Origin of the sequence: Streptosporangium brasiliense (genome assembly GCF_030811595.1) — a bacterium.
GTDB classification, from domain to species: domain Bacteria; phylum Actinomycetota; class Actinomycetes; order Streptosporangiales; family Streptosporangiaceae; genus Streptosporangium; species Streptosporangium brasiliense.
The window spans coordinates 1,514,652-1,537,435 of the sequence record NZ_JAUSRB010000001.1 but is presented as its reverse complement, the minus strand read 5'-3'; the positions used below and the strand labels follow the sequence as shown (position 1 = coordinate 1,537,435).

The following is a 22,784-nucleotide window of genomic DNA, read 5'->3' as shown; positions in this document are numbered from 1 at the left end:
GATAGTAAGCGCCATCGCTGAAGAACATTCTTCCGGGGTCCGGTCGGGACGGTCGCCGGCGGCTCAGGTGACGGGCTCCTCCCAGGTCGCCTGCCAGGTGGCGCGGTTGACGGCACCGGTGGCCGCCAGGCCTTTCTCCCGCTGGAAGGCGCGGCAGATCTCCCGGGACGCCTCGCCGTACATGCCGTCGACGTCGATGCCCCAGCCGCGCGTCCGCATCTGCCGCTGCCAGGTGCGGACGTCCTCGCCGATCATGACCGGCGGGTATTTGAGGACGCGGCCGGGGAAGGACGGGTGCGGCTCGGGCGGGTCGCCGGGGCCGCCGCCGGGCCGGGGCGCGCCGCGCCTCACCCAGGCGTACAGCGGCCCGCCGGGGCAGTCGGTGGAGTAGCCGTCCCGGTGGCCCTTGATCTCGTTGCCCGCGCCGCCCTTGTCGCGGAGGTATTCGACCGCGTCGAGGATGCCGTGCAGGACCTCGTCGGTCGGCTGGGTGAACCCGGAGGAGCCGACCAGGCCGAGCACCGCGTAGTGGCCGCTGTTGAGCCCGGAGCCGTTGGCGGCGGGGAGGTGGTTGGGCCCGCGGCCCTCGAACACCTTCCGGTGCGGACACGCGATCATGGTGTTGCCTGTGAAGTAGACAGAACCGTCACGACGCGCGAGCCAACTCTGATTCTCCGTGCGGGGGCACCACACCTCACCATGATACTTCTGCCGCCGAATATCGAACCTGGCGTTTCTCCGGACGGCACTGCGCGGAGCGAAACTTCGTTGTTTTCGAATGGCGACCACCCACATATCTGTCTTGCAGCTCACGGTCGGGGGTCTACGCCGGAGCGAAGCGGCCCTACCTGACAACAAGATCGCGAACATGAACGCTTCCGCGGCGGCCCGACTCTTTTGTGCAAGCTTGTCCGTTCCTGCGTTGTCCGCGAGCATGGAAATCTCAATGAACAGGGAAAGCTGAGCTTTGGTCAATGCCAGCAGGAAGGCGAATCCGGGAACCCTGTCGGGTGCCGCGTCCATGAGATGACGACCGGCGTCGGAGGAGAGATGGAACTCGACGAGATCCCGATTGACAACTTCACGCCAGCGGGGCACGCCGTCCGTGACGCGCCCCACACGGGGGAAGCGATCGGCGGGCGGGCCGAACAACTCACCGAGGGCCGACCGGATGCTCGCGACGTTCGCGGAATTCTTCTGTGACTGGTAGATGGCTACACCGGTGGATTCGGCACCACGGCCCCGCTTGATGTGTCCCTCGGTCCAGAACCAGGCGAGCACCTCGACGAACGCATCCGACCACTTCGCCTCGGTCGGCAGATCGGCGCACGGGGCAGCGATCGGAATCCTGTCCCAGTAGCCGAGGGTTTCGGAAGTCACCCACAGCCGTTCATGGCCGGTAACGGACCGCGAGGCTTTACCAGTGGGAAGCCACCTTCCGTCCGGACCCTTCTGACGTTCGGTGCCGGTGCGCCGGCGATAGCGCTCGACAGGCCAACGATGATGCGGCGTCGTCAGCGACGAGTGACAGACCCCTTCCATCCGCACCATCTCCCGCTCCATAGCCGGAAATACGCACACTTCAAGAACGGGCTGCCATTCGGACATCGCCGTCTCATGGTTGAGGGTGAGCGCGATATCCCCCACTCGGAGATCCTCATATGATTTCCAGCCCTCCCGGGTGAGAATCTCCGTTCGCTCATCGACGCAGTAGCCGATATCCATCCATCCGTTTCCATCCATATGATGGTTCTGGATTGACTTGACCAGGTCCACACATTTCCGGTGATCTCCAACGATGGCCGGATCGATACGGCCACCCGTGTAGTGGACCTTCACGCCTTTGGTTGAGAAGATCGACGAGTATGGACCGCGAGGAGGGCGGGCGCTCCAGTCACGACGAGGCACGATGTCAGCCACGGATATCTCCAGGGGACGCAAACTACTCTACGTGTCGCGCAACAGACATTATCGATGATGCTCCGCCGTTTGAGGCGGTTTACACAACCCCATCCGTCTCGGAGGATCACATGTCGGCTCTCAGAAGACGACCCGGCACGGCGTACCTCTGCCTCATCCAGGGACATTGAAACCACTGCTGATCTTTAATTCGTGGTGTTAAGCGATCATGTGACACTGCCGGTTTCTGGCGGTATGTCCAGGTCATGCGGTACGCGCAAGGCGGCGGGCTGACCGCCGCACAACGAGCCAAGCGCGAACAGGTACGGCTGTGCGCGGCCGAACTGTTCGCCCGCGGATACACCGACCTGCAGATAGCCAAGGAACTGCGCGTCAGCCGGATGTCGGCCAACCGATGGCGCCGCGCCTGGGCGCACGGCGGCGGCGCGGCCCTGACCTCCAGGGGACCGGCGTCCCTGCCGCGGCTGAGCGAGGCGCAGTTCGCCCGGCTGGAGGCCGCGCTGCTGCGAGGCCCGGCCGCGCACGGCTGGAACGACCAGTACTGGACGCTGACCCGGGTCCGGCGGGTGATCGGCCGGATGTTCCACGTGTCGTACTCCCTGCCCGGGGTGTGGAAACTGCTGACCCGCCATGGCTGGTCGTGCCAGGTGCCCGCGCGCCGGGCCCGCGAACGCGACGAGAAGGCGATCGAGGTATGGAAGGAGCAGGTGTGGCCGGCCGTGGAAAGACCGCGGCGGACCTGGGCGCGTGGGTCTGCTTCGAAGACGAGTGCGGGCGCACTTTGAGGCCGCCGATCGCCCGCACCTGGGCGGTGCGCGGCGCCACCCCGGTGGTGCGGGTACCGGGCCACCGCACGGGCAGGGTCTCCGTCGCGGCACTGGCCTGCTATCGGCCCGGCCGGCGCTCCCGGCTGATCTACCGGGTGCACGTTTACCGGCGGCGCAAGAACGAGGCAGCGAGCTTCACCTGGCGCGACTACCGGGACCTGATCACCATGGCGCATCTGCAGCTCGGCGCGCCGATCGTGCTCATCTGGGACAACCTCAACCGGCACACCTGCCCGCAGATGCGGCAATTCATCGCCGACAACGCCGACTGGCTACGGGTTGTCCGGTTGCCGGCCTATGCTCCCGATCTCAATCCGGTGGAGGGCCTGTGGTCGCTGCTGAACCGTGACGGGCTGGCCAACCTCGCCGCCACGGGCCTGGACCACCTAACGCGCGTGATCAAGCGAGGCCTGAAGAAGATCCAGTATCGGCCGTATCTGATCGACGGCTGCCTGGCCGGGACCGGCCTGCTTCTCAAGCCGCCGTAACTTCACGCATTAAAGATCAGTGAGTGGCGGCCGGGTGGTGACGGCCTACGGCGCCTCGCTGGGATTCGAACGCCTGACGCCTATCGGCGGGCACGATGCCCCAGCTGTTCGATCAACCGGCCGGTCGTCCGCATAACTCGGCCTATCCTCATGCCGGACGGGCATGGACAGCCTTGCCCTCATGGTCGCGCCATTCCGTACGGCGTGCGTGCTGACCGCTCCGCCGAACGGCCCTCCCGCCCAGGGCACGGGCATGGGAGAGGTCAGCGGACCAGGGCGCCGTCGCGGGCGACGATCCGGCCCGACTTGACGACCAGGGACCGGCGCGGGCGCACGCACACGGCCTCGGCCGCGTTGCGGGCCCCGACCACCACCAGGTCGGCCCGGTCGCCGACGGACAGGCCGTAGTCCCGCAGCGCGAGGGCGCGGGCCCCGCCGTAGGTCGCGGCCTCCAGCGCGAGCTCGACGTCCTCGTCGCGCGGCCCGGTGCCCTTGGCCTGGAACATGGCCCGCTCCAGCATGTCCCCGGTGCCGAACGGGCTCCACAGGTCGCGTACGCCGTCGTTGCCCAGGGTCACGGGGACCCCGGCCTCGCCGAGCAGGCGGAGCGGCAGCAGGCCCCGGTTCGGGGCGACCGAGGCCAGCGCGATCCCGGCCTCGGCCAGGCCCGAGATCAGGCTGTCCCGGGTGGCGGGGTCGGCGTCGGCGAGCGCGAAGGCATGGCTGATCGTGACCTTGCCGCTCAGGCCGAGGGCCTTGGTCCGCTCGATGATGAGCTCGAACTGCCAGGCGCCGAGCGTGCCGCCGTCGTGCAGGTGGATGTCCACGCCCGCGCCGTACCGCTCGGCCAGGGCGAACACGGCGTCCAGGTGCCTGACCGGGTCCCGGTCCACCCCTGCCGGGTCGAGCCCGCCGATCGACTCGACCCCGGCCTTGAGCGCCTCCTCCAGCAGCGCCTCGGTGCCGGGACTGATCAGCATGCCGGCCTGCGGGAAGGCGACGAACTCGGCGGAGATGCGGCCACCGTGCCGCTCGACCGCCTCGCGGACCGCCTCGACCGAGCCCAGGCCCACCAGCGGGTCGACGTCCACGTGCGAGCGGACGTGCGTGGTGCCGCAGACGATCATGTTCTCCAGCAGCGCGGTCACGAAGTCGGCGTTGGGGATGCCGAACTCCGGCCGCCGCTCCTGGCCGTTGCGGATCTTGCCCATCAGGCCGGGGGGCGCGTCGTGCGGCACCCAGGGGCCGCCCCACAGCGTCTTGTCCAGGTGGGCGTGACCGTCGACGAGACCGGGGAGCACGAGCCCGCCGGCCAGGTCCTCGACGCCCTCCCCGGCACCGTCCCCGCCTTCCCCGGCGGGCCGGCGGTCGCCCGGGATCTCGCGGATCTCGGCGATCCGGCCGTCCCGGACCAGCAGGTCGGCGGCGCCCGTACGCCCCCAGATCCGGGCGTCGCGCAGCAGCAGCTCGGCCATCGTCATCCCTTTCTCTCCTCCACGGTGCCGTCCACGGCGACGTTAGTGGTATACCGCTAACCGGGCAAGTTAGGCTGACCACTGCGGAAGGCGGGAGGGGCGGAGTTGAGCGCGTTGCGCGACCGGGTCTACGAGACGCTCAAGCGGCGCATCGTCGAGGTGGAGCTGCGGCCGGGCGAGCGGCTGGTGGAGCGCGACCTCGCCGCCGAGCTCGACGTCTCCCGCATCCCGCTCCGCGAGGCGCTGCGCCTGCTGTCCGCCGAGGGCCTGGTGATGATCGTGCCCAACCGGGGCGCGCTGGTCAGCCCGTTCACCCCGGCGGACGTGCGGGACCTGTTCGACGTGCGCGAGAGCCTGGAGGTGCTCGCCGCCCGGCTGGCCGCCGGGCGGGCCGACGCCTGCGGCCTGGCGCGGCTGCACGCCCTCCTCGAACGCGCCCGCGACGCCGTACGGCGGGACGACCGGGGGGAGATCGCCGCCGCCAACGCCGAGTTCCACTCCGAGATCGTGCGGGTCTCCGGCAACGCGCTGCTCGACACGCTGATGCGGCCGCTCGACGCCCAGCTCCGGCGGCTGTTCCGGCTCACCTCCGACCGCGACCCCGGCCGGCAGTGCGCCGAGCACGAGGAGCTCTACGCGGCGATCGCCTGCGGTGACGCGGAACGGGCCGCCGCCTGCGCGCTCCGCCACGTCGCCGAGGGCCGCGAGCCGACCCTGGCCATGGCCGAGCGGTGGACCGCCGACATCGACCCGGTCAAGGTGACCCACACCCGCCGCCGCAGGCCCTCCGCCTGACACCGCCCGCCGCCGGCCCCTCAGGCTCCCGAACCTCCCGAACCTCCTGATCCCCCGAGACCACCGCCCCCGGTGTGTCCGGCACCCGTCGCCACCGCGCGCTCTCCCGCCACGGCCACCCGCCCCGCCCCACGGGTCCCCGCTAAAACCCGTCGACCGGCGGTGCGGCGGAGAGGATCATTACCGTCATGTCCGTACTCAAGGAGGTCCCTTTCACCCCGGAGCCGCGCCCGGCCGAACTGCCGATGAAGGTGTGGCTCGACGACGGCGACTCGGCGATGGACGTGATCGACGCCCTGGCGCTGTCGCCCTTCGCCACGGGCGCCCAGCCCTGGTCGCGGACCGTGAGCCTGGAGCGGGTCCGGCTCGACGCCCCGCTCGCGCCGGCCTCCGGGACGCTGCTCCGGGCCGCGCGGGAGGACGACGGCCGCGAGTCCCGGCTGGTCTGCGGGCAGGGCTGGACCCTGCGCGTGGTCCGCTACCGCAACCGCGCCGCCACGGTCAGCGTGACCGCGGTCGACGACGAGCTGGCCCGCTCGGTGATCGAGGAGGTCACCAAGGACGCGGTGGAGGCCGCCCCCGAGAGCGAGCATGTCGAGATGGGCTTCTGGTGGTGGGGTCCCCACGGCAGCCGCCGCTCCGGCAGACCGATCACCGCCTCCCCCTGGGCCAGGATCAGCGACAACTACGCCAGGTCCCTGGACGGCCCGCTGTCCCGCCTGATGTCCCTCACCCCCTCCGACGTGCACGGCCGCCTGGTCCTGCTGCACGGCCCGCCCGGCACCGGCAAGACGACGCTGCTGCGGGCCCTCGCCCACGAGTGGCGGTCGTGGTGCCAGGTCGACTGCGTGCTGGATCCGGAGCAGCTTTTCAACTCCCCCGGCTACCTGATGGAGGTCGCGGTCGGCTCGGACTCCGACGAGGACGGCGAGAAGTGGCGGCTCCTCGTGCTGGAGGACTGCGACGAGCTGATCAGGTCCGGCGCCAAGGAGGCGACGGGCCAGGGGCTGTCCAGGCTGCTCAACCTGACCGACGGCCTGCTCGGCCAGGGCCGCGACGTGCTGGTGGCCATCACCACCAACGAGGACCTGGCCCGCCTCCACCCGGCGGTGGTCCGCCCCGGCCGCTGCCTGGCCCAGATCGAGGTGGGCGCCCTCCCCTACGACGAGGCCGTCCGCTGGCTCGGCGGCGCGGAGGGTGTCCCCCCGGCGGGCGCCACCCTCGCCGAGCTGTTCGCGCTGCGGGACGGCGTGGCCGGCCGCCCGGCCGCCGCCGCGGAGACCACCGGTCTCTACCTGTGAGGAGCGCGCGGCCCGTCCGGGCCGCGCGTTCGGAGGACTCCGGCTGCGATGAGCGGCTATGGTCGGCACAGGACCTCGGGGGGAGTTCCGTCACGTATTGCGAGGTTTCTCGTTGGCGAAGGTGTACGTCTCCTCCACGTTCCAGGACCTGGTCGAGTGCCGCCACCGCGTCCGCACGACGCTGCGGCAGATGGGGCACACCGACGTCGCCATGGAGTACTACGTCGCCGAGGACGCCCGGCCGCTGGAGCGCTGCCTGCGGGACGTCGCCGACTGCGACCTCTACATCTGCGTCGTCGCCCTGCGCTACGGCTTCGTCCCCGACGGGTACGAGCACTCCATCACGGAGCTGGAGTTCCGCAGGGCCCAGGAGCTGGGCAGGCCCACCCTGGCCTTCGTCCTCAAGGAGGGGGCGAGCTGGGACACCGGCCAGATCGAGTTCGCGGCCTACCCTCAGCTCCAGCGCTTCCGCGAGAAGCTGAGGAAGTCCTTCCTCACAGGCGAGTTCACCGACGCGGGCGACCTCGGGAACAAGGTCGCCACCGCCGTCCACGCCTGGGGGCGCGAGCAGGACTCCGCCCGGCCGGGACACCTGGTCAACTGGGGCTCCTACCGCGTCTCGGTCACCGACCGGCACCGGCTGGTGCGCCTGCAGGTCATCATGGGCGCCCGTCAGGACCGGCCGGTCGAGATCCCGCTGTCCGAGGTGTTCGTGCCCCAGCCCTGCCGGCGCGGGCGCCCCGACTACGACGTCCCCGAGGAGAACGGCACACGGGCCGACCCCGCCGAGGAGGCGGCGGCCGGTCCCCTGCTGGCCCACCGGCCGGACGGGCCGGCGACCGCCATGATCGGCCGGGAGAGCCGCCAGGTCGTCCTGGGCGGTCCCGGCAGCGGCAAGAGCACGCTCCTGCTGAGCACGGCGCTGCGGCTGTGCGAGGACCCGGACGCCCCGGTCCCGATCCTGGTCGAGCTGCGGCAGTACGCACTGGACCCGTCACGGAGCCTGCTCGACTACATGGTCGCCGGCCTGAACCGCGACCACGTGATGGACCTCGACCCGGCCGGGCTGAAAGATCTCCTGCTCAACGGGGAGTCGACGGTCCTGTTCGACGGCCTGGACGAGGTCCTCGGCCCCAACGACCGCGCGAAGATCACCGGCGAGATACGGGCGTTCGCCCGGGCGTTCCCGGGAGCGTCCGTCGTCGTGACCTCACGCCTGGCGGGCTACGACGCCGGCGAGCTGGAGCAGGCGGGGTTCACGCACTACACGCTGCTGGACTTCGGGATGCCGGAGATCAGATCCTTCATCCCCAAGTGGTATGAGTTCTACACTCTGCAGGGCGACGAGCGGGACGCCCACGGCCTGATCCGCCGGATCGCCGACAGCGCGCGGCTGCGCGAGCTGGCCGGCAACCCCCTCCTGCTGACCATGATGGCGGTCATCTACAAACACTCCGACCTGCCCGAACGCCGCTGGCAGCTGTACGGCAAGTGCACCGAGGTGCTGCTGGAGGACTGGGACGTCAAGCGCAAGAAGATCGGCCGCGAGGAGCTGCTGAGCTTCGTGATGACCGCCGAGCAGAAGGCGCAGCTCCTGCAGCGGGTGGCCATCGCCATGCTGAACGGCGCCCGGCCGGGCCGGGAGCTGAACGCCATCGCCCGCGGGCCCCTGCGCCGCATCGTCTCTGGCTACCTGCAGGAGGCCTATCGCCGCTCTCCCGGCGAGGCCCTCGGCATCGCCGACGAGATCCTCGACCACCTGCGCGAGCGGACGTACGTACTGGCCGAGATCGGCGAGGACGTCTTCGGTTTCGTCCACCGCACCTTCATGGAGTTCTTCGCCGCCGGCCACATCCTCGCCGAGTTCAACTCCCGCGAGTCCGACTTCGGCTGGCTCACCGACGAGATCTTCGGCTCCCGCTGGCACTCCGACGACTGGCGCGAGATCCTGTTGCTGCTGGCCGCGATGCTCAAGGGTCAGGGCTCCCCGGTCCAGAAGGTGATCGAATACGTCGGTCACCAGATCCCGCACCAGGCGGCGCTCGCCTTCTCGGCCCGGCTCCTCGGCGAGGCGGGCGCGGAGCCGTGGGCGGCGGGACTGGTCGAGAGGGTGGTCTCCGCCACGGTCACGACCGCCGGGATGGGCCGGACCGACAGCCGCGACGCGCTCGTCGCCGAATACCTCTCCGCGCTCTTCCTGATAGGGGACGCCGTCCCGCTCTCCGACGCGGCCAAGGCCCGGATCCAGTCGCTCGCGGGCATGAGCGACATCCGGGCGCGGCTGACCGCCTTCCAGCTCGGGGTCGCGCTGCGCGGCCGGGCGGACCGGCTGGACTTCACACTCGCCGCGCTGTCCGGGGACGAGGCGACGAGCCGGGGCGCCATCGCGGTGCTGGAGCGCGAGTGGCCGGGCAACGAGCGGGCCGGCCACGCCCTGCTCGACGTCTTCGACTCCGACCGGCACGCCCGCGTCCGTGGCGAGGCGCTCAGGGCGCTGACCAGGAGCTGGTCACTGGACGAGGCACTTCTGGAGGTCATCGCCGCCCGGGTGGACCGGGAGCGCAGGCACATCACGGAGATCGCCGTCCCCTATCTCACCGGACACTGGGCGGGCGACCCGCGCGCCCTCCGGCTCACCGTCGCGTTCACCGCGCTCAAGGTGTTCGGCCAGGAGTTCTACTTCGACCAGCCGTATTTCGAGAGCTCCTACTCCCTGATCAGGGAGTCATGGCGGGAACCGCTCCTGCAGGAGGTCCTCCACGCCGTCAACGAGGGCCATCCCGACGCCAGGACCCGGCTGCTGGCCCGTCTCGTCCTGGTGCGAGCCCAGGAAGGCGACCGGCCCCCGGCTGCGGTCACCGGGCTTCTCACCGAGGCCCTCCAGATGCTCCCATCGGGCACGGCGATGGACACCGCGCTCTCCTCCATCGCCGAGGAGGAGGGGAAGTACGAGTGGATGAAGCACGTCGCGCTGACCACGGACCACAGGAGCATCCATTACGCGTGCTGCAGCGCGCTGTACGAGTTCGTCGTGGATCATCCCCTCGGCGGTTACACCCGCGACATACTGGACTGGCTGCCCGCACAGCTCAGGAACGGCTCCACCACCCCCCACCCCCCGAGCGCGGCATACCTTCTGCTGCGCGCCGGAGCGAGCGCCGGCGAGATAGAGCGGGAGTTCCGCGGAGGAGACCTGCAGAGGCGGCTCACCGGACTGCTCGTCACGGTATGGGGGCACCTGCCGCTGGATCTGCTGGATCTGCCCTACCTGGTCTCACAGCTGGCCACCGTCGGCCCGGGAAGCGACGAGCAGCTTCATCTGATCGCAGAGAACTTCTCCGTCCACGCCCCTCTGGACGAGGGCACCGTCCGGCTCGTGAACTCCTACGCCCGCGGTGACGAGAGCTGGAAGATACGGGCGTTCGCCCTGTCGCTCCTCGCCTTCTGGGGGACGCCTCCCGCCGAACTGGCCGATGCCGTGGCCTCGGCCGTCACGCTCCAGGGGAGCGTCAAGGATCCGCCTTGGGCGCGGCGCGTCCTCGAGGTGGCCCGGTCCGGGCACCCTCCGGAGAGCTGACCGTCACGGGGGCGGCCCGGACCGGCCCCCGGGAGGCGGCAACAAAACCCGCGCGGCGCGCGTCCAACGGGGCATGAAACGATCCAACGGTGCCGGGCGGCTGGCGGCTCTCTCGACGGTGATGGCGGCCGTGCTGACGGTGTCGGCCGCGTGCGGCTCCCCCGCCCCCTCCGGACAGTCCGGACAGTCCGGACAGGACAGTACACCGGCCCGGGCATCCGCCGCCGGGGCCGCCGTCTCACCCGCCGCGGACGTACGGCCTGCGGACACGCGCGCGGGCGCGGGCGTACGGCCCGCGGGTGCGGGTGCGGGTACCGGCACGGGCACGCGGTCCACGGGCGCGGGCTCCACGGCGGCGGGCACGGAAGCGGCCGAATCCGGCTCCTCCACCGCGGGGTCGGCGGTCGGGCGGTGCCGTACGGAGGCGCTCGCGGCGCGGATCGGCCCGGTGGACGCCGGGGCGGGCCAGCGGTACGCGCCGCTGGTGGTCACCAACGGCTCCACCCGGACCTGCTGGGTGTACGGCTTCGCCGGCCTGATCATGATCGACCGCGACGGCGACGCGCTGCGCACCAGGACGCGCAGGGAGAACGTCCGGCCGCGCCGGGTCACCCTGCGGCCGGGGGCCGGCGCCCACGCCAGGATCCACTGGACCGAGGTGCCCAGCGGCGGCGAGCGGAGGTGCCCGGTCTCCGCACGGCTGATGATCATCCCGCCGGACGAGGTCGCGCACCTGGAGATCCCCTTCACCGCCAGGGTCTGCGACGACGGGCGGCTCGACATCACCCCGATGGCCCCGGGCACGCGCCTGTGAGAGGCCGGATCCGGACCCGGATCCGGCGGTCCGGGGACGGACGGTGACCCGAGGCCGCTCCCCGGGAGCGTGACCTGGCCGGACGCGGGACGGCCGCCGCCGGCCGGACCATGCCCGCGATCACGGCCCGGTGGAGTGTCCGGTACGGTCTTTCGCGTTGTCATTTGTCGCAGTAGGCGAAGGGGACCGACACCGTGCGAAAGGCGCCGTTCATCGCCGTCCTGGCCGCAGCCCTCACCGGCTGCGGCCTGGTGCCCGCCCCCTTCGCCCAGCCGGCCGCCCCGCCCAGGACGGCCTCTCCCACCCCGTCCGGCACGACTCCGACCCCGGCCCCCACCCCGGCGCCCTCGCCCTCCGCCTCGTCCGAGAGCATCCGGCTCACCGTCTCCGACGCCAAGAAGGCCGCGGCGTCCTGGGTGGCCGAGCACAACAGGACGGTCCGGGATCGCGACTGGTGGGACGACGCGTCCAAGAGGGACGAGCTGTTCTGGGAGGGCACCCGGCACGAGGTGGTCATCGATCAGGGCCATGTGAAGGACGGCGACAAGGACAAGTTCCGCAAGCCGATCCGGCTGACCGGCAGGCAGACCTACTACGTGCCCCGCCGTCAACCGCCCGGCGGGGAGTGGTTCCTCCTCCAGGCGACCTACCGGGGACAGGACCGGCCGCACATCATGGCCTTCTGGCGGCCGGAGGGCGAGTCCTTCAAACTGGCCGCGAAGACCCCGCTGCACTACGGCCGGCGGGTGCCCGCGCCGCGCCTGGACTCCGAGGGATACGTCACCGCCGCGTCGCGCGTGGACGGCACGGCCATCGCCCTGGAGTACATGACCTTCTGGAACGGCTCCACGCACAAGCGGGCGGGAGCGCTCGGCTACCGGCTGGCCAAGGACAACTACAGCCGCCTCGCCTACCCCAAGGTCGTCAAGGGCCTGTACGGGACTTTCAGGTCGTTCACCCCCGCCTACGGCTTCCGCACCCGGGACGGCGGCTCGTTCTACGTCTTCAGCCTGCTCAACAACCCGCAGTCGGTCGTGCAGGTCCTCACCGTCGGCGGCTCCCTGCCCCCGGGCGGCAAGACGATCCAGGAGATCGCCGGCGACTGGTACGCCTAGCCGGACCCCGGGGAGACCTCCCGTACGCCTGGAGCGCCTCCACCGGCGGGGCCGGACGGCCGGGCGCCGCCGGTTCACTACGATCATGACGTCTCGACGTCCCACGAGCATCAGGAGAGTCATGCCCGTCGCCGATCTGCGGCAGTTGCTCCGCGGGCTGCCCGTCTTCCCCGAGTCCATGCCCGCCTTCGACCCGGCCACGGCGCCCGACGACCCGGACGAGCTGTTCGTCGAGTGGCTGCGGGCCGCGATCGCGGCGGGGGTCCCCGCACCCCACGCCATGACGCTGTCCACCGTGGACGACGGGCGCCCGGCCGCCCGCGTGCTCATCCTGAAGAACCTGACCGGCGGCGAATGGCGGTTCGCCACCGGCTCCACCAGCCCCAAGGGCCGCCAGCTCGCCGCGCACCCGTACGCGGCGCTGACCTTCTTCTGGCCCACGGTCGGACGGCAGATCCGGATCCGCGGCGCCGTACGGTCCGCCGACCGGCAGGACAGCGCCCAGGACTTCCTCGCCAGGCCGCCCGGCTCCCGGGCGGAGGCGCTGGTCGGGCGGCAGAGCCAGGTGCTGGCCGACCCCGCCGAGCTCGACGCGGCCCTGGCCGGGGCGTACGCGGAGATCGAGGAGGATCCCGGTCTCGTCGCCCCGCACTGGACCCTGTACGGCGTGCGCGCCGAGCAGGTCGAGTTCTGGCAGGCCGACGCCGACCGGCGGCACACCCGGCTGCGCTACCGGCGGACCGGTGATGACTGGTCACGCGAGATGCTCTGGCCGTAACCGGCCGCCGAGCGCTCCCCAGCCGTGGAGGAGCCCGGCGTGGCCGCCGCCCCGATCAGGGACACGCGAGCAGCTCGCAGATGCACGAGCCGGTACGGTCCGGCTGAACGGTGACGCTCCTGCTCCCCCTGGTGCTCCCCCTGGCCGGTTTTCTCCGCCGCGCCGTCACCGGACGGATCCGGCGCCAGAGATCGGCCCGGTGTCCCGGCGGCTTTGATGCGCCAGGATTCGCAGGGCGTCGGCGGAGCTCGGGTCGTTCGGGGTGTATATCTCAAGCCGGTGGTCGGGGCTGTCGGGCTGAAGCCAGACCTGGTAGTCCACGCTCGCGGCACCGACGGTGGGATGTTGCAGGTGCATGGTGCCCACGGTGCAGTCGGCGACCTCCCCGATCGTCCACATCATCGCGAACTCGTCGCTGCGCATCGTGAGCTCTCCGATCAACTCCGCCAGGCGGGCGTCCGTGGGGAACCGGCCCGCGGTGAGCCGGAGATAGGCGACGTGGATGCGGGCCAGCTCGTCCCAGTTGCGGTGCAGGTCGCGGGAGAGCGGATCGAGGAAGAACATCCTCGGGATGGATGGGCGGTGCGTCGGCTCCTGTGGCGCGTCGAATGCGATGTGCTCGGCCATGAGCGCGTGACCTGCGCGGTTCCATGCGAGCACGTCGCCACGGCGGCCGAGCACGACCGCCGGCGTCGCGTCCCCGAGCGATTCCAGGAGTGCGAGAACGCGTGGGTGGGGCTTCTCATGGGGCGGTCGGGAGAGACGGGGATTGGCGGGTTGTCGAGCGAGGTTGTGCAGGTGAACGGTCTCGATCGGGTCGAGTTGCAGCACCCGTGCGAGGGCGTCGAGCACCTGCTTGGAGGCGGTTTCCGCCTGCCCCTGTTCCAGGCGTGTGTAGTATCCGGCGCTGACGCCCGCGAGCTGGGCGAGCTCTTCACGTCGCAGGCCGGGAACCCGGCGAGCGGTTCCGAACGTGCGTAGCCCGATCTCGGCCGGCGTGACCCGATCACGACGGCTCTTCAGAAACGCTCCGAGACTTTCCACGACATCGAGCCTAGGCCGACCGGGCACGCCTGTGGGTATACCTGCCGGGTGCACCCACAGCAGGGGGATGGTTGCCGAGCCTCTCCTGCCGGACTGTCGACGACATGTCTCGACAGCACACGCACAACTCACCGGGCCTGCGGGCCTGGCTCGGCCTTCTGGTGATCCTCGGGCCCGTACTGCTGGTCTCCATGGACGGGTCGATCCTGTTCCTGGCGATACCCCGGATCAGCCAGGCCCTCAGGCCAACCGCCGACCAGGCCTTGTGGATCCTGGACGTCTACGGCTTCGCCGTCGGCTCCCTGCTGGTCGCGTTCGGCAACATCGGCGACCGGTACGGCCGGCTGAGGTTGCTCCTGATCGGCGCGACGGTCTTCGGCGTCGGCTCCACGGTGGCGGCGTTCGCGCCCAGCGCCGAGCTTTTGATCGTCGCCCGTGCGCTGATGGGAGTAGCGGGTGCGACCCTCCTGCCATCGGCTCTGGCCGTATTGAGCGAGCTGTTCGCCGACCCGCGGCGACGGGCGCAAGCCATCGGCGTCTTCGCCGCGGCGTTCGCGGCGGGGTTCGCCGTCGGTCCGGTCGCCGGCGGCATCCTGTTGGAAAGGTTCTGGTGGGGCTCGGTCTTCTTGATCAACCTTCCCGTCATCGCCCTGTTCCTGTTCTTCGCGCCGATCCTGCTCCGTGAGGTGCGCGCGACTCGCCCAGGTCGCGTCGACGCGATCAGTGTCGTGACCTCCGCGACCGGCCTGCTGCTCACGATCTACGGCCTCAAGCACGCCGCCGCCGAAGGTCTGTCGATCATCCCGGTTCTCGTGGGGATCGCAGGGCTGGTGCTGCTGACGTGGTTTGTCCGTCGGCAGCGGAGCCTTCAGCATCCGTTGATCGACTTCTCGCTCTTCCGCGACCGGGTCTTCACGGTGGCGATCATCACCGGTCTACTGCCGTTGGCGGCGTGGTCGGCGGCCGCGTACCTGGCGGGCATCTACCTCCAGTCCATCCTCGACCTGCCCGTCCTGCACACGGCGCTCCTCGCGATTCCCGGCGCCGTGGTTCTCACCATCACCTGCGTCGTCACCCCCTTCGTGGTCGATCGCATCGGAAAGCGGACCGCCCTCATCCTCTGCCACTTCTCCATCGCGACGGGCCTGCTGTTCCTGCTCCCCACGACGATCACGGGCGGGATCGGCTGGTACGTCGCCTCCACAGTCATCTCGGGCGTCGGCTACGGCATCTGTTTCAGCGTCGTCGCCGACACTGCCGTCGGTGCCGTCCCCGCGGAGCGAGCCGGCTCGGCGGGCGCGCTCGCAGAGACCAGCAACGAGATCGGCAACGCCCTCGGCATCGCGCTCCTCGGCTCGCTCGCCGCCCTGGTCTTCCGACTTCAGGGGCCGGACCTGGCCCCCACCCTGGACGAGACCCTCCAGCTTCCGGACCTCGCGCCCGCGGTGGTCGCGGAGGCGGAGACGGCCTTCGTCTCCGGCCTGCACCTGGCCGCCGCGGTGGCCGCCGCCCTGCACATGGCACTCGGCGTTCTCGCCCTTCGCCGGCTCCCCAGATCCGTGACAGCACAGGTCGACTCCGATCCCGAGGACACCACAGTGGAGAACCAGCATGCCCGCACCTGGTAGTCGTCACTGTCAAGGCCGTCACGCCCTGGCCCGGAAGATCTCCCACGGCAAGGACGGACAGCTGTATCAGGGGTAGCGGTGCCCACGGTATCGGCACCCTTGACGCTCTGGCTGTCGACGACCGCCGCCGACGGCTCCGGATCCCGCCCGGCTCCGGCGCGGACGCGCCGGAGCAGCACGTCCAGGATCCTCTGGGTGACGCCCTGCTCCTCCCAGCGCACGAAGTGCCAGTCCGCCGTCTGCCAGGGCGGGACGTCGACCGGCAACTGCCGCCAGGAGCATCCGGTCCGCACCACGTAGGTGATCGCGTCCACGATGTCCCGGCGGGGATGCTTCTCCTTATGGCCGTCCCAGTGCGCAGCGGGAAGCAGCGGTTCGATCAGCTCCCACTGCTTATCGGTGAGGTCAGAAGGACAGAAAGGGTTGTCGTGACATATCGGCAGTCCTACCCGGCAGCGGAACGGCTTCACGATCAGCTCCCAAACACGCTGTCAGGCCTGGAATGGGGGCTGCCATCGGCATTGCTCTGCGCGGGCCTGCCCATCGCCGCCTTCCACGCCGGCGGGGGCTCCATGGCCAAGGGGGGCCGTGGCCGGGTCGCGCCGCTGCTGCTGGCGGCCGCAGCCTTGGTCATGGGGTTGTCAGTGTTGATCATGCCTGGTGCGCCTGTCCAGGTCGTCGAGGTGATGGTGGCACTGCTGGTGATGCTCGCCGTACTGGCACCTCTCACGGCCCGCTGGGATGTGTCCTGGCACACCGCGACCCTGGCGGTCTGCGTTACCTGGGCTGTGATGCGTCTTGGCCCGGCGGCCGCCGCCGGTGTGGTTGTGGTCGCCGCCTCAGCATGGGGGCGTGTGCGCCTGGGCGAGCACACGCCGCCACAGACGGCGGTCGGAGCGGTCATCGGCACCTCAACCGCCGCGATCGTCTTGACGATCGCCTCTTGACCCGCCTTGCCTCCCCGGATATCTCCGATACCCAGAGCCGCTTTATAAGCACCTGCTGCGCTGCGCGCGCATGTCACGTGATTGAAAGGATCCCCGCCCTCGATGACCGCCACCGTCGATCCGGAAAGCTCTGCCACCTGTCCGATCGCCCACCCCTTCGATCAGGACGCTGACGGAGTCAACCAGCCCGGCCTGCACAAAAACCAGAAGTACCACGACATCCGGGAGGCCGGCACCGGCGTCGCCGACGTCCTTCGCGCCAACGGCACCCTCGGCAAGCTCATCACCCGCTACGACGATGTCATGGAGGTCCTGCGCGACCAGAAGGTGTTCTCCCGGGAGGCCGCTCGCGACGTCGACGACGTCGGTCTCGAAGGCACCATCTTGGGCCTGGACGGAGACAACCACGCGGCGGTGCGCAACGTCGTCAAGGACTGGTTCACCGCGCAGGCGATCGAAAAACGCCGCGGGGAGGTCGAGGACCGGGCCACAGCCCGGCTGAAGGCGATGATCGACGAAGGTGAGCCAGCCGATCTCCTTGATGCGTTCACCATCCCCCTGGCGCTGGACACCATCGGCGACATGCTGGGACTGCCGCAGCAAGACCGGCAGCAGTTCCGCCAATGGGGGGAGGCGTTCCTGGGCAACAGCACCCTGACCCGCACCGAAGCGGAAACCTCAGCTCTGGCCATGGCCGGCTACCTGGCCGGTCTGATCGAGCAACGACGCCAGCAGCCAGCATCTGATCTGCTGTCACAGATCGCCGTCGACGGGGCGCACCTCCCTCCCGACCAACTGCTCATGCTGCCGATCGCGTTGGTGCTGGGCGGGTGGGAGACCACGGCCACGTCCATCGGCACGTTCATCCAAGTCCTTCTCACTCACCCTTACGCCAAGCACGAGACCGCCTACGGGTATCTGGCAGACCATCCCGAGATGATCCCCGGCGCGATCACCGAATTGGAGCGGATGCATTCCAACGCAGCCGCCGACAGCATGCCCCGTCGTGTGATGCAGGCGGTGACACTTCCCAGTGGCGCGCACCTGCAGCCGGGTGACGTGGCGATCCCCTCCCATGACGCCGCTAACTATGACCCGCGGGTCTTCGCCGATCCACACCGTCTCGACTTCGCCCGCACCCCCAACCGGCATCTGTCGTTCGGCTATGGGCCGCACCACTGCATCGGCCGCCACCTCGGCCACATGGAGATGGTGATAGCGATCAGCCTGCTGATCCGTGAACTGCCCGCGCTACGCCTGGCCATCCCGGCCGAAGAGATCCGCTACAAGGCCGGACACGCCCTCAGCGGTCCGGTGAAGCTGCCAGTGGCCTGGAGCTGAGACCACAACCCAGGGCCGGATGTGACGGCAGACCACGCCCGGCCCTGGGCGAGCATCCGAAAGCGCCGCAGAAGCTGCTTCAACCCATCTGACATCGGTTCCTCAGCGCCTCGTTCAAGCGGATGACCACCTGCTCATATTTGTTGATCATCGGCGCGGCGACGGGCACCAGCGCTCCCACCAGGGCTTCACGCTGGGTCAGCCTGGTGCCCGTCTCGTGCGGGGCGAGAGCGAACTCGTGAACCGCTTCGAAGACTGCGGGCCCGATCAACCGTCCTCGCCATCGCAGCAGCCGGCCATCGGCGACGAGCACCGTGGTCGTGAAGGTCATCGCCCGCCCGCCCGGGGTCACCGGCATGCGCAGAGCCAGCTTGCCCCCAGGAACCAGCTCGCCGGAACCACCGATGAACATGGGGTTCCACTCTGAGTAGCCGGAGAAGTCGGTAAGGGTGTTCCAAATGTGTTCAGGGGAGGCTGCGATATCGATCGAGGCGGTAATTTCCCTCATGGGGACTCCTGATGTCAGGCGATATTCATGATCATCTTAGGGAATGGCCTTTCGCTTGGCCAGACAGCAAGATCGCGGCGGTGGCAGAAGAGGCTAATTTCCCAGTTACGCTGACTCGATCATGGTGCGTAAAAATGCAAGGGGGCGGTGTGCGTTTCGCCATTCCGGGACAGACGCTCGTGACATCGCCTACCGGCGAGCCCGTGCGCCTGTCTCGGACGGAACGGCGGGTGCTGTCAGCGTTGCTCGCGGCGGACGATCAAGGTGTGTCGAGCGAGACGCTGATCGCGGCTGTCTGGGGTGACAGGCGATTCTCCCGGACCTGCGCACGGAAATTACCCACGACCCGTTGAATGAAAAGCTCCATGAGCTGTTGCACAGGTTGAATTCGTAGAGCCGGTCATGTGTTCAAGGGGTGTTCGATGGTGAGTCCGGTCCGGGCGAGGCAGCCGTCGATCAGGTATGGCCGGTACTGGATCTTCTTGAGGTTGCGCTTAATGATCCGGACGAGCCCGGTCAGGTCGGCGACGACGAAGTTGCCCATGTCCCGCTTGAGCAGCGACCAGATGCCCTCGGCCGGGTCGGTAGGCCACGACGCCCGGCGATGTTGACCCGGCCCCTGCGTCTGTCCCGTACGGTCAGCACCGGGCGGGCGCCTCGCGGTGCCCAGGTGCGTGCTTTCGGCGGCCTCAGCCCCTGGCCTGCCTCGTCTTCGAAACAAATGTAGGCGCCCAGGTCCGCCGCGGTGGCTTTGCGGCCGGCCACACCTCGGCCTTCCAGGTGGCAATGGCCTGCTCGTCGCGTTCCAGGGCGCGCCGGGCCGGTACCTGCACCGACCAGCCGTGTCGTCGCAGCAGCTGCTGACGCCATCGATGGTGTAGCCGATGTGAAACAGCTTGCCGATCAGCGTCTTGACCCGGGCCAGGGTCCAGCGCTGGTCATCGCCGAATCCGTGCGCCAGCGGGCCTCGGCTCAATTCGGTCTCCAAGCGTGCCCACTGCTGGCTCGACAGCTTCTCCGGCGACGCCGAACCTTCAATCTGCTGTGCCGGCTGAGCTGGATCTGGCGGGCTCCTACCCGGCACGCGGCCGGCCTGGACTTCCGACCGCCGTAACCCAGCCTGGGGCTGGTTTCAGCAGGGGCGCGCGGGGCCGAAGTGCCTGCGCTGGAATCAGCGTGCACGCGTGCGCGGGGTTGTTTGAGTCCTGCCTGTCAGGGCCTCCCAGATGGCGCCCACGGGAACGGTGACAAAGGCCAGCCACGGGCTCAATGCCAGCAGCAGCGAGAGTCCCACCTCCACCAGCGTGTTGCGGCCGAATCCGAGTACGCCCTGCCCGTAGGAGTACGAATCCGAGCAGCCCGCCGCAGCCTGCTCCAGGTCGAGCGGAGACGGGCGAAGGGTCACTATGCCGGCGTACAACACGAGGCCGACCAGCACGTTGAGGGACTGAACGCCGAGCCCCAGCCAGACTGCATCGCGAAGCTGTACATCCTGGAGCGTCACAACGCCCAGGCGGGCGAGCTCAAGGAGCACGCCCGCCCTCAGGTGCAAAACCGTGGTCGCGGGGCCTGCCAAAGTAGGGTCTGCCAGGTTCGATGACAGCCTCCCCGACAGGAGGACCAATAAGGACGGCACCACCGCGGCCAGGGTGGCCAACCCCAAACCCCATAACAGCCCGCGCCAGGAGAATCCCAGCAGGATCGCGGCCACGACGCCAAGGACGAGGAGCGGGGCCGCCGCTGTGACCGCGGTGACCTGCATCTGGGCGCGCGCCTTGCCCCATTGCCATGAATGACTCCGTGGCGTGAGCCCCATGTGCGCCTCCTTGACCGCAGTCACCGATCTCAAGGAGAAACGATCTAGACGAGGCCGGCGTTCCTGCGTAGCCGGCGGCCTCAGCGAAGCAGTCAGCCGCCCGTATCCGCGCCTGCTCGCTTCGTCATCGCTGCTCGGCGGGCGTGTACCCGCCCCTTTGCCCCTACCGCAGACCTCGGCCGTACACCCGACACAGCAAACAGTCACAACTCTATGACTCTACGAATTCAACCTGTGTGATACGCGCCCTGTACGCCGCTGGACGCCGGTCAGAAGCACTGCGGCACTACGACACCGCTGTGGCAACCCTCGCCCGAAAAGCAGGACGTGGGCCCGGCGCGGCGCTACGGAAAACGTACATGGACATCACCGCAGCTGAGGAGCAATCGGCGGCGGCCGCTCCAGCGGGCATCAGCGCGCTTCCCCCTCCCGCTCGACTTCCCCCCGACGTCGCAGACTTCACCGGCCGATCTGGAGAGGTGGAGCAGCTCACCGAGTGGCTCATTCCGCAAGCCGAGGCGACGGTCCTCAACGAGGTGCTCGCCGAACTGCTGGCGTCACTGGACGTGCCCGTGCATGATCTGCCGGCGTCCACTGCGGGCCGGGCCGCACTGCTGCGTTCGGTATTGGATGGGCGGCGGATGTTGATCGTGATCGACGACGCTGCAGCGCTGAGGCTTTTTCATCCTGATGGCCTGGTGCGGCAGGCCTGCGGAGAACAGTGCCCCCGTGAAACCTGTAGGGGCGTGCAGCGAAGTGATCCACCGTCCGCCTGCCAACCCGCGGGGGCTGCAGACGATGGATCCTGCTCACCTCGATCCGGGAACGACTCCGCCCAGGTAGGTGGACTCCTCCAACAGGTGCGGCGTCATCGTGATCCCGGTGAGGCGCTCGGCCAGGAGGAACGCCGGCCCTTTGTGGGGGGCGGCGATCGGGTAGACGGGGGAGTCGATCCGCTCCAGGATCTCTGCGAGTTCGTCCGGCATCTCCTCCGAGTAGCTTTCGTGGGGCCTGAACATGAACTGGATCCTCCCATCTTCGATCCGGTGGGAGTAGCCTTCGTCGTGCGCGAACTCGAACCGGATCTTCCCGTCGTCGATCCAGTAGAAGTAGTCCATGTCATCGACGTCGAGGTAGAAGTGGGAGATGAGACGGGTGCCCGCCGACAGCGGCATGATGATCTCTTCGGTGACGCCGAGCCCGCTGCAGGCCTCGACGAGGAGCACCCAGTCTCCGACGGCGACGGCACCGAAGGTCTGCCACCGGATCAGCCCATCAAGCGTCACGCGAGAGCAGTCTTCAACCCGGACGCCGAGCCGGGTCACCACTTCCTCAGGCGTCAGGCCGCGGACGTAGGTGAAGCAGTAGGCATCCGCCAGGCCGGGGAAGCGCTCACGGGAGAACCAGGAGTAGTCGGCAGGAGTCGCGATCATCCCGTCATGCTCGCAGCACCCACCGACACGACAAGAGCCATTTCATCCTGAGTAGCGGCAGTAGCGGCCTTCTTCCACGGGCTGCAGCACAAGGATCACCTGCACGAGCGCGGTCGCTCGATGCGGGCAACAGCGCAGCCTGGTCAGTACCTTTTCAGCCCTTCAAGGTCGCGACGGCACGCTCACCGATGGCCCGGATACGGGCATGGGCGCGGTTGACGTCCCGCTGCCCGCGCGACAACCAGCACCGATGGCGATGCCGCTGGAACGGCGTCCGAACCGTGCCGCCCTCGCCTTGATACCCCTTGTCCGCAAAGGTCTTCACGCCGGCGCTGGTCAAGGCGTCGATCAGGCCGGCCTTCCGAGCGGCGCTCACGTCGTGCACGGCGCCCGGCAGCGCGGGCGAGGCCCACACCGGTCGGCCCATGGGGTCGGCCGGTAGTTGCACGTTCATTCCATGCCGCTTGTGGTTGCCGCGGTAATACGGCCGCTCGTCGGCGAGGCGGTCGATCGGGATGAGAGGGCCGTCCAGGATGGTGTAGGCCGGCCGGGATGCGCGCCCGACGGCGGGGTGCACGTCGTCGGCCAGGGCGGCCAGGAGATCGGCGGCTTCGCGGACGTAGCGCCAGGCCGTGGTGGTCCCCACGGCGAATCCGGCGGCCAGGCGGGCGTAGGTGTCGCCATTGCGCAAGCGGGCCAGGACCAGTAGCGCCTGCTGCGCCGGGTCTGACTTCCGCCACCGGGAGCGGCGTTCGGCGTGCCGGGTGCGGATGAGCTCGGCCAGGCGCATCGGGGTGTGGTTGGACAGTGGAATCGCGGCACGGTAAGACAGCAACGAGGCTCCCGGTTGGGGCATCGGATCTTGGTCGACTGCTGTCTTGTCGGGAGCCTCCTCTCATCCGCCACCGCTTTCCGCAGACCCATCCTGACCAGCGCCTTCACGATGGAAAGAGCTCCGTAGTGACCGGGGCCGCTTC

At 69.3% G+C, this 22,784-nt stretch carries 19 protein-coding genes and 3 pseudogenes; 12 read left to right on the top strand and 10 right to left on the bottom strand.

The window, feature by feature from the left end:
• Positions 1–63 precede the first annotated feature (63 nt).
• A complete protein-coding gene (locus J2S55_RS06870) occupies positions 64–1,920 on the bottom strand; it encodes a peptidoglycan-binding protein (RefSeq protein WP_306858121.1) in 1,857 nt (618 codons plus the stop codon).
• 245 nt (positions 1,921–2,165) lie between these two features.
• Here J2S55_RS06870 and J2S55_RS48615 point away from each other — a divergent pair.
• Positions 2,166–3,235 (top strand): IS630 family transposase gene (locus tag J2S55_RS48615; RefSeq protein WP_442480352.1). Its coding sequence is split into 2 segments (ribosomal slippage): positions 2,166–2,664 and positions 2,664–3,235, totalling 1,071 coding nucleotides; the frame shifts between segments, so codons are not numbered across the junction.
• Between the two features lie 263 nt (positions 3,236–3,498).
• On the opposite strand, the gene J2S55_RS06855 is transcribed toward J2S55_RS48615, so the two are convergent.
• Positions 3,499–4,716, bottom strand: coding sequence for an amidohydrolase (locus J2S55_RS06855; RefSeq protein ID WP_306858118.1), 1,218 nt, complete (start codon positions 4,714–4,716; stop codon positions 3,499–3,501).
• Between the two features lie 99 nt (positions 4,717–4,815).
• Here J2S55_RS06855 and J2S55_RS06850 point away from each other — a divergent pair, with 99 nt between their 5' ends.
• From J2S55_RS06850 to J2S55_RS06825, 6 genes are all read left to right on the top strand, one after another.
• Entirely contained in the window at positions 4,816–5,505 is a 690-nt protein-coding gene (locus J2S55_RS06850) for a GntR family transcriptional regulator (RefSeq protein WP_306858117.1), read from the top strand.
• Between the two features lie 188 nt (positions 5,506–5,693).
• A complete protein-coding gene (locus J2S55_RS06845) occupies positions 5,694–6,806 on the top strand; it encodes a DUF5925 domain-containing protein (protein ID WP_306858116.1) in 1,113 nt (370 codons plus the stop codon).
• Between the two features lie 121 nt (positions 6,807–6,927).
• The gene (locus tag J2S55_RS06840; RefSeq protein ID WP_306858574.1) at positions 6,928–10,383 is read left to right on the top strand and encodes a DUF4062 domain-containing protein; all 3,456 of its coding nucleotides are present in this window, start codon (positions 6,928–6,930) and stop codon (positions 10,381–10,383) included.
• A gap of 73 nt (positions 10,384–10,456) precedes the next feature.
• A complete protein-coding gene (locus J2S55_RS06835) occupies positions 10,457–11,197 on the top strand; it encodes a DUF4232 domain-containing protein (protein WP_306858115.1) in 741 nt (246 codons plus the stop codon).
• Positions 11,198–11,391: 194 nt separating this feature from the next.
• Positions 11,392–12,312: a DUF8094 domain-containing protein gene (locus J2S55_RS06830; RefSeq protein WP_306858114.1), complete on the top strand. Its 921-nt coding sequence runs from the start codon at positions 11,392–11,394 to the stop codon at positions 12,310–12,312.
• 121 nt (positions 12,313–12,433) lie between these two features.
• Positions 12,434–13,090: a pyridoxine/pyridoxamine 5'-phosphate oxidase gene (locus J2S55_RS06825; protein WP_306858113.1), complete on the top strand. Its 657-nt coding sequence runs from the start codon at positions 12,434–12,436 to the stop codon at positions 13,088–13,090.
• A 165-nt stretch (positions 13,091–13,255) separates the two neighbouring features.
• Here J2S55_RS06825 and J2S55_RS06820 read toward each other — a convergent pair whose 3' ends face one another.
• Entirely contained in the window at positions 13,256–14,134 is an 879-nt protein-coding gene (locus J2S55_RS06820; RefSeq protein WP_306858112.1) for a helix-turn-helix transcriptional regulator, read from the bottom strand.
• A 104-nt stretch (positions 14,135–14,238) separates the two neighbouring features.
• On the opposite strand from J2S55_RS06820, the gene J2S55_RS06815 reads away from it, so the two are divergent.
• Positions 14,239–15,762: an MFS transporter gene (locus J2S55_RS06815; protein WP_306858110.1), complete on the top strand. Its 1,524-nt coding sequence runs from the start codon at positions 14,239–14,241 to the stop codon at positions 15,760–15,762.
• A 245-nt stretch (positions 15,763–16,007) separates the two neighbouring features.
• Here the strand turns inward: J2S55_RS06815 and J2S55_RS48240 are convergent.
• Positions 16,008–16,133: pseudogene (locus J2S55_RS48240) on the bottom strand (transposase); the annotation flags it as partial.
• Between J2S55_RS48240 and J2S55_RS06810 the strand changes: the two are divergent.
• The gene (locus J2S55_RS06810; protein WP_306858109.1) at positions 16,116–16,709 is read left to right on the top strand and encodes a hypothetical protein; all 594 of its coding nucleotides are present in this window, start codon (positions 16,116–16,118) and stop codon (positions 16,707–16,709) included. The pseudogene J2S55_RS48240 and the gene J2S55_RS06810 sit on opposite strands and share 18 nt — an antisense overlap.
• A gap of 102 nt (positions 16,710–16,811) precedes the next feature.
• Positions 16,812–18,050 (top strand): cytochrome P450, encoded by a 1,239-nt coding sequence (locus tag J2S55_RS06805; protein ID WP_306858107.1) that lies wholly within the window; start codon positions 16,812–16,814, stop codon positions 18,048–18,050.
• Between the two features lie 79 nt (positions 18,051–18,129).
• Here the strand turns inward: J2S55_RS06805 and J2S55_RS06800 are convergent, their stop codons facing one another.
• Positions 18,130–18,558, bottom strand: a complete 429-nt coding sequence (locus J2S55_RS06800; RefSeq protein WP_306858106.1) for an SRPBCC domain-containing protein — start codon at positions 18,556–18,558, stop codon at positions 18,130–18,132.
• A gap of 11 nt (positions 18,559–18,569) precedes the next feature.
• On the opposite strand from J2S55_RS06800, the gene J2S55_RS48235 reads away from it, so the two are divergent.
• On the top strand, positions 18,570–18,911 hold the full coding sequence (locus tag J2S55_RS48235) for a winged helix-turn-helix domain-containing protein (RefSeq protein WP_370879598.1): 342 nt from the start codon (positions 18,570–18,572) through the stop codon (positions 18,909–18,911).
• A gap of 47 nt (positions 18,912–18,958) precedes the next feature.
• Here J2S55_RS48235 and J2S55_RS06795 read toward each other — a convergent pair whose 3' ends face one another.
• The 3 genes from J2S55_RS06795 to J2S55_RS06790 form a co-directional block, all read right to left on the bottom strand.
• Positions 18,959–19,102 (bottom strand): hypothetical protein, encoded by a 144-nt coding sequence (locus tag J2S55_RS06795; protein WP_306858104.1) that lies wholly within the window; start codon positions 19,100–19,102, stop codon positions 18,959–18,961.
• Between the two features lie 145 nt (positions 19,103–19,247).
• A complete protein-coding gene (locus tag J2S55_RS48610) occupies positions 19,248–19,490 on the bottom strand; it encodes a winged helix-turn-helix domain-containing protein (RefSeq protein ID WP_442480459.1) in 243 nt (80 codons plus the stop codon).
• 239 nt (positions 19,491–19,729) lie between these two features.
• Positions 19,730–20,374, bottom strand: a complete 645-nt coding sequence (locus J2S55_RS06790; protein ID WP_306858102.1) for a hypothetical protein — start codon at positions 20,372–20,374, stop codon at positions 19,730–19,732.
• A gap of 143 nt (positions 20,375–20,517) precedes the next feature.
• On the opposite strand from J2S55_RS06790, the pseudogene J2S55_RS48225 reads away from it, so the two are divergent.
• Positions 20,518–20,730: pseudogene (locus tag J2S55_RS48225) on the top strand (BTAD domain-containing putative transcriptional regulator); the annotation flags it as partial.
• Between the two features lie 453 nt (positions 20,731–21,183).
• Here J2S55_RS48225 and J2S55_RS06785 read toward each other — a convergent pair.
• Positions 21,184–21,807, bottom strand: coding sequence for a DUF6461 domain-containing protein (locus tag J2S55_RS06785; protein WP_306858101.1), 624 nt, complete (start codon positions 21,805–21,807; stop codon positions 21,184–21,186).
• A 42-nt stretch (positions 21,808–21,849) separates the two neighbouring features.
• Positions 21,850–22,642: pseudogene (locus J2S55_RS06780) on the bottom strand (transposase family protein).
• Positions 22,643–22,784 lie beyond the last annotated feature (142 nt).

Excerpts from the sequence above, each read along its gene's own strand:
- J2S55_RS06855 (WP_306858118.1), bottom strand. The coding sequence starts at position 4,716 with ATGACGATGGCCGAGCTGCTGCTGCGCGACGCCCGGATCTGGGGGCGT.
- J2S55_RS06825 (WP_306858113.1), top strand. The coding sequence starts at position 12,434 with ATGCCCGTCGCCGATCTGCGGCAGTTGCTCCGCGGGCTGCCCGTCTTC.
- J2S55_RS06785 (WP_306858101.1), bottom strand. The coding sequence starts at position 21,807 with ATGATCGCGACTCCTGCCGACTACTCCTGGTTCTCCCGTGAGCGCTTC.
- J2S55_RS06815 (WP_306858110.1), top strand. The coding sequence starts at position 14,239 with ATGTCTCGACAGCACACGCACAACTCACCGGGCCTGCGGGCCTGGCTC.
- J2S55_RS06800 (WP_306858106.1), bottom strand. The coding sequence starts at position 18,558 with ATGAGGGAAATTACCGCCTCGATCGATATCGCAGCCTCCCCTGAACAC.
- J2S55_RS06845 (WP_306858116.1), top strand. The coding sequence starts at position 5,694 with ATGTCCGTACTCAAGGAGGTCCCTTTCACCCCGGAGCCGCGCCCGGCC.
- J2S55_RS06835 (WP_306858115.1), top strand. The coding sequence starts at position 10,457 with ATGAAACGATCCAACGGTGCCGGGCGGCTGGCGGCTCTCTCGACGGTG.
- J2S55_RS06790 (WP_306858102.1), bottom strand. The coding sequence starts at position 20,374 with ATGGGGCTCACGCCACGGAGTCATTCATGGCAATGGGGCAAGGCGCGC.
- J2S55_RS06795 (WP_306858104.1), bottom strand. The coding sequence starts at position 19,102 with ATGGGCAACTTCGTCGTCGCCGACCTGACCGGGCTCGTCCGGATCATT.
- J2S55_RS06805 (WP_306858107.1), top strand. The coding sequence starts at position 16,812 with ATGACCGCCACCGTCGATCCGGAAAGCTCTGCCACCTGTCCGATCGCC.
- J2S55_RS48235 (WP_370879598.1), top strand. The coding sequence starts at position 18,570 with ATGTCAGGCGATATTCATGATCATCTTAGGGAATGGCCTTTCGCTTGG.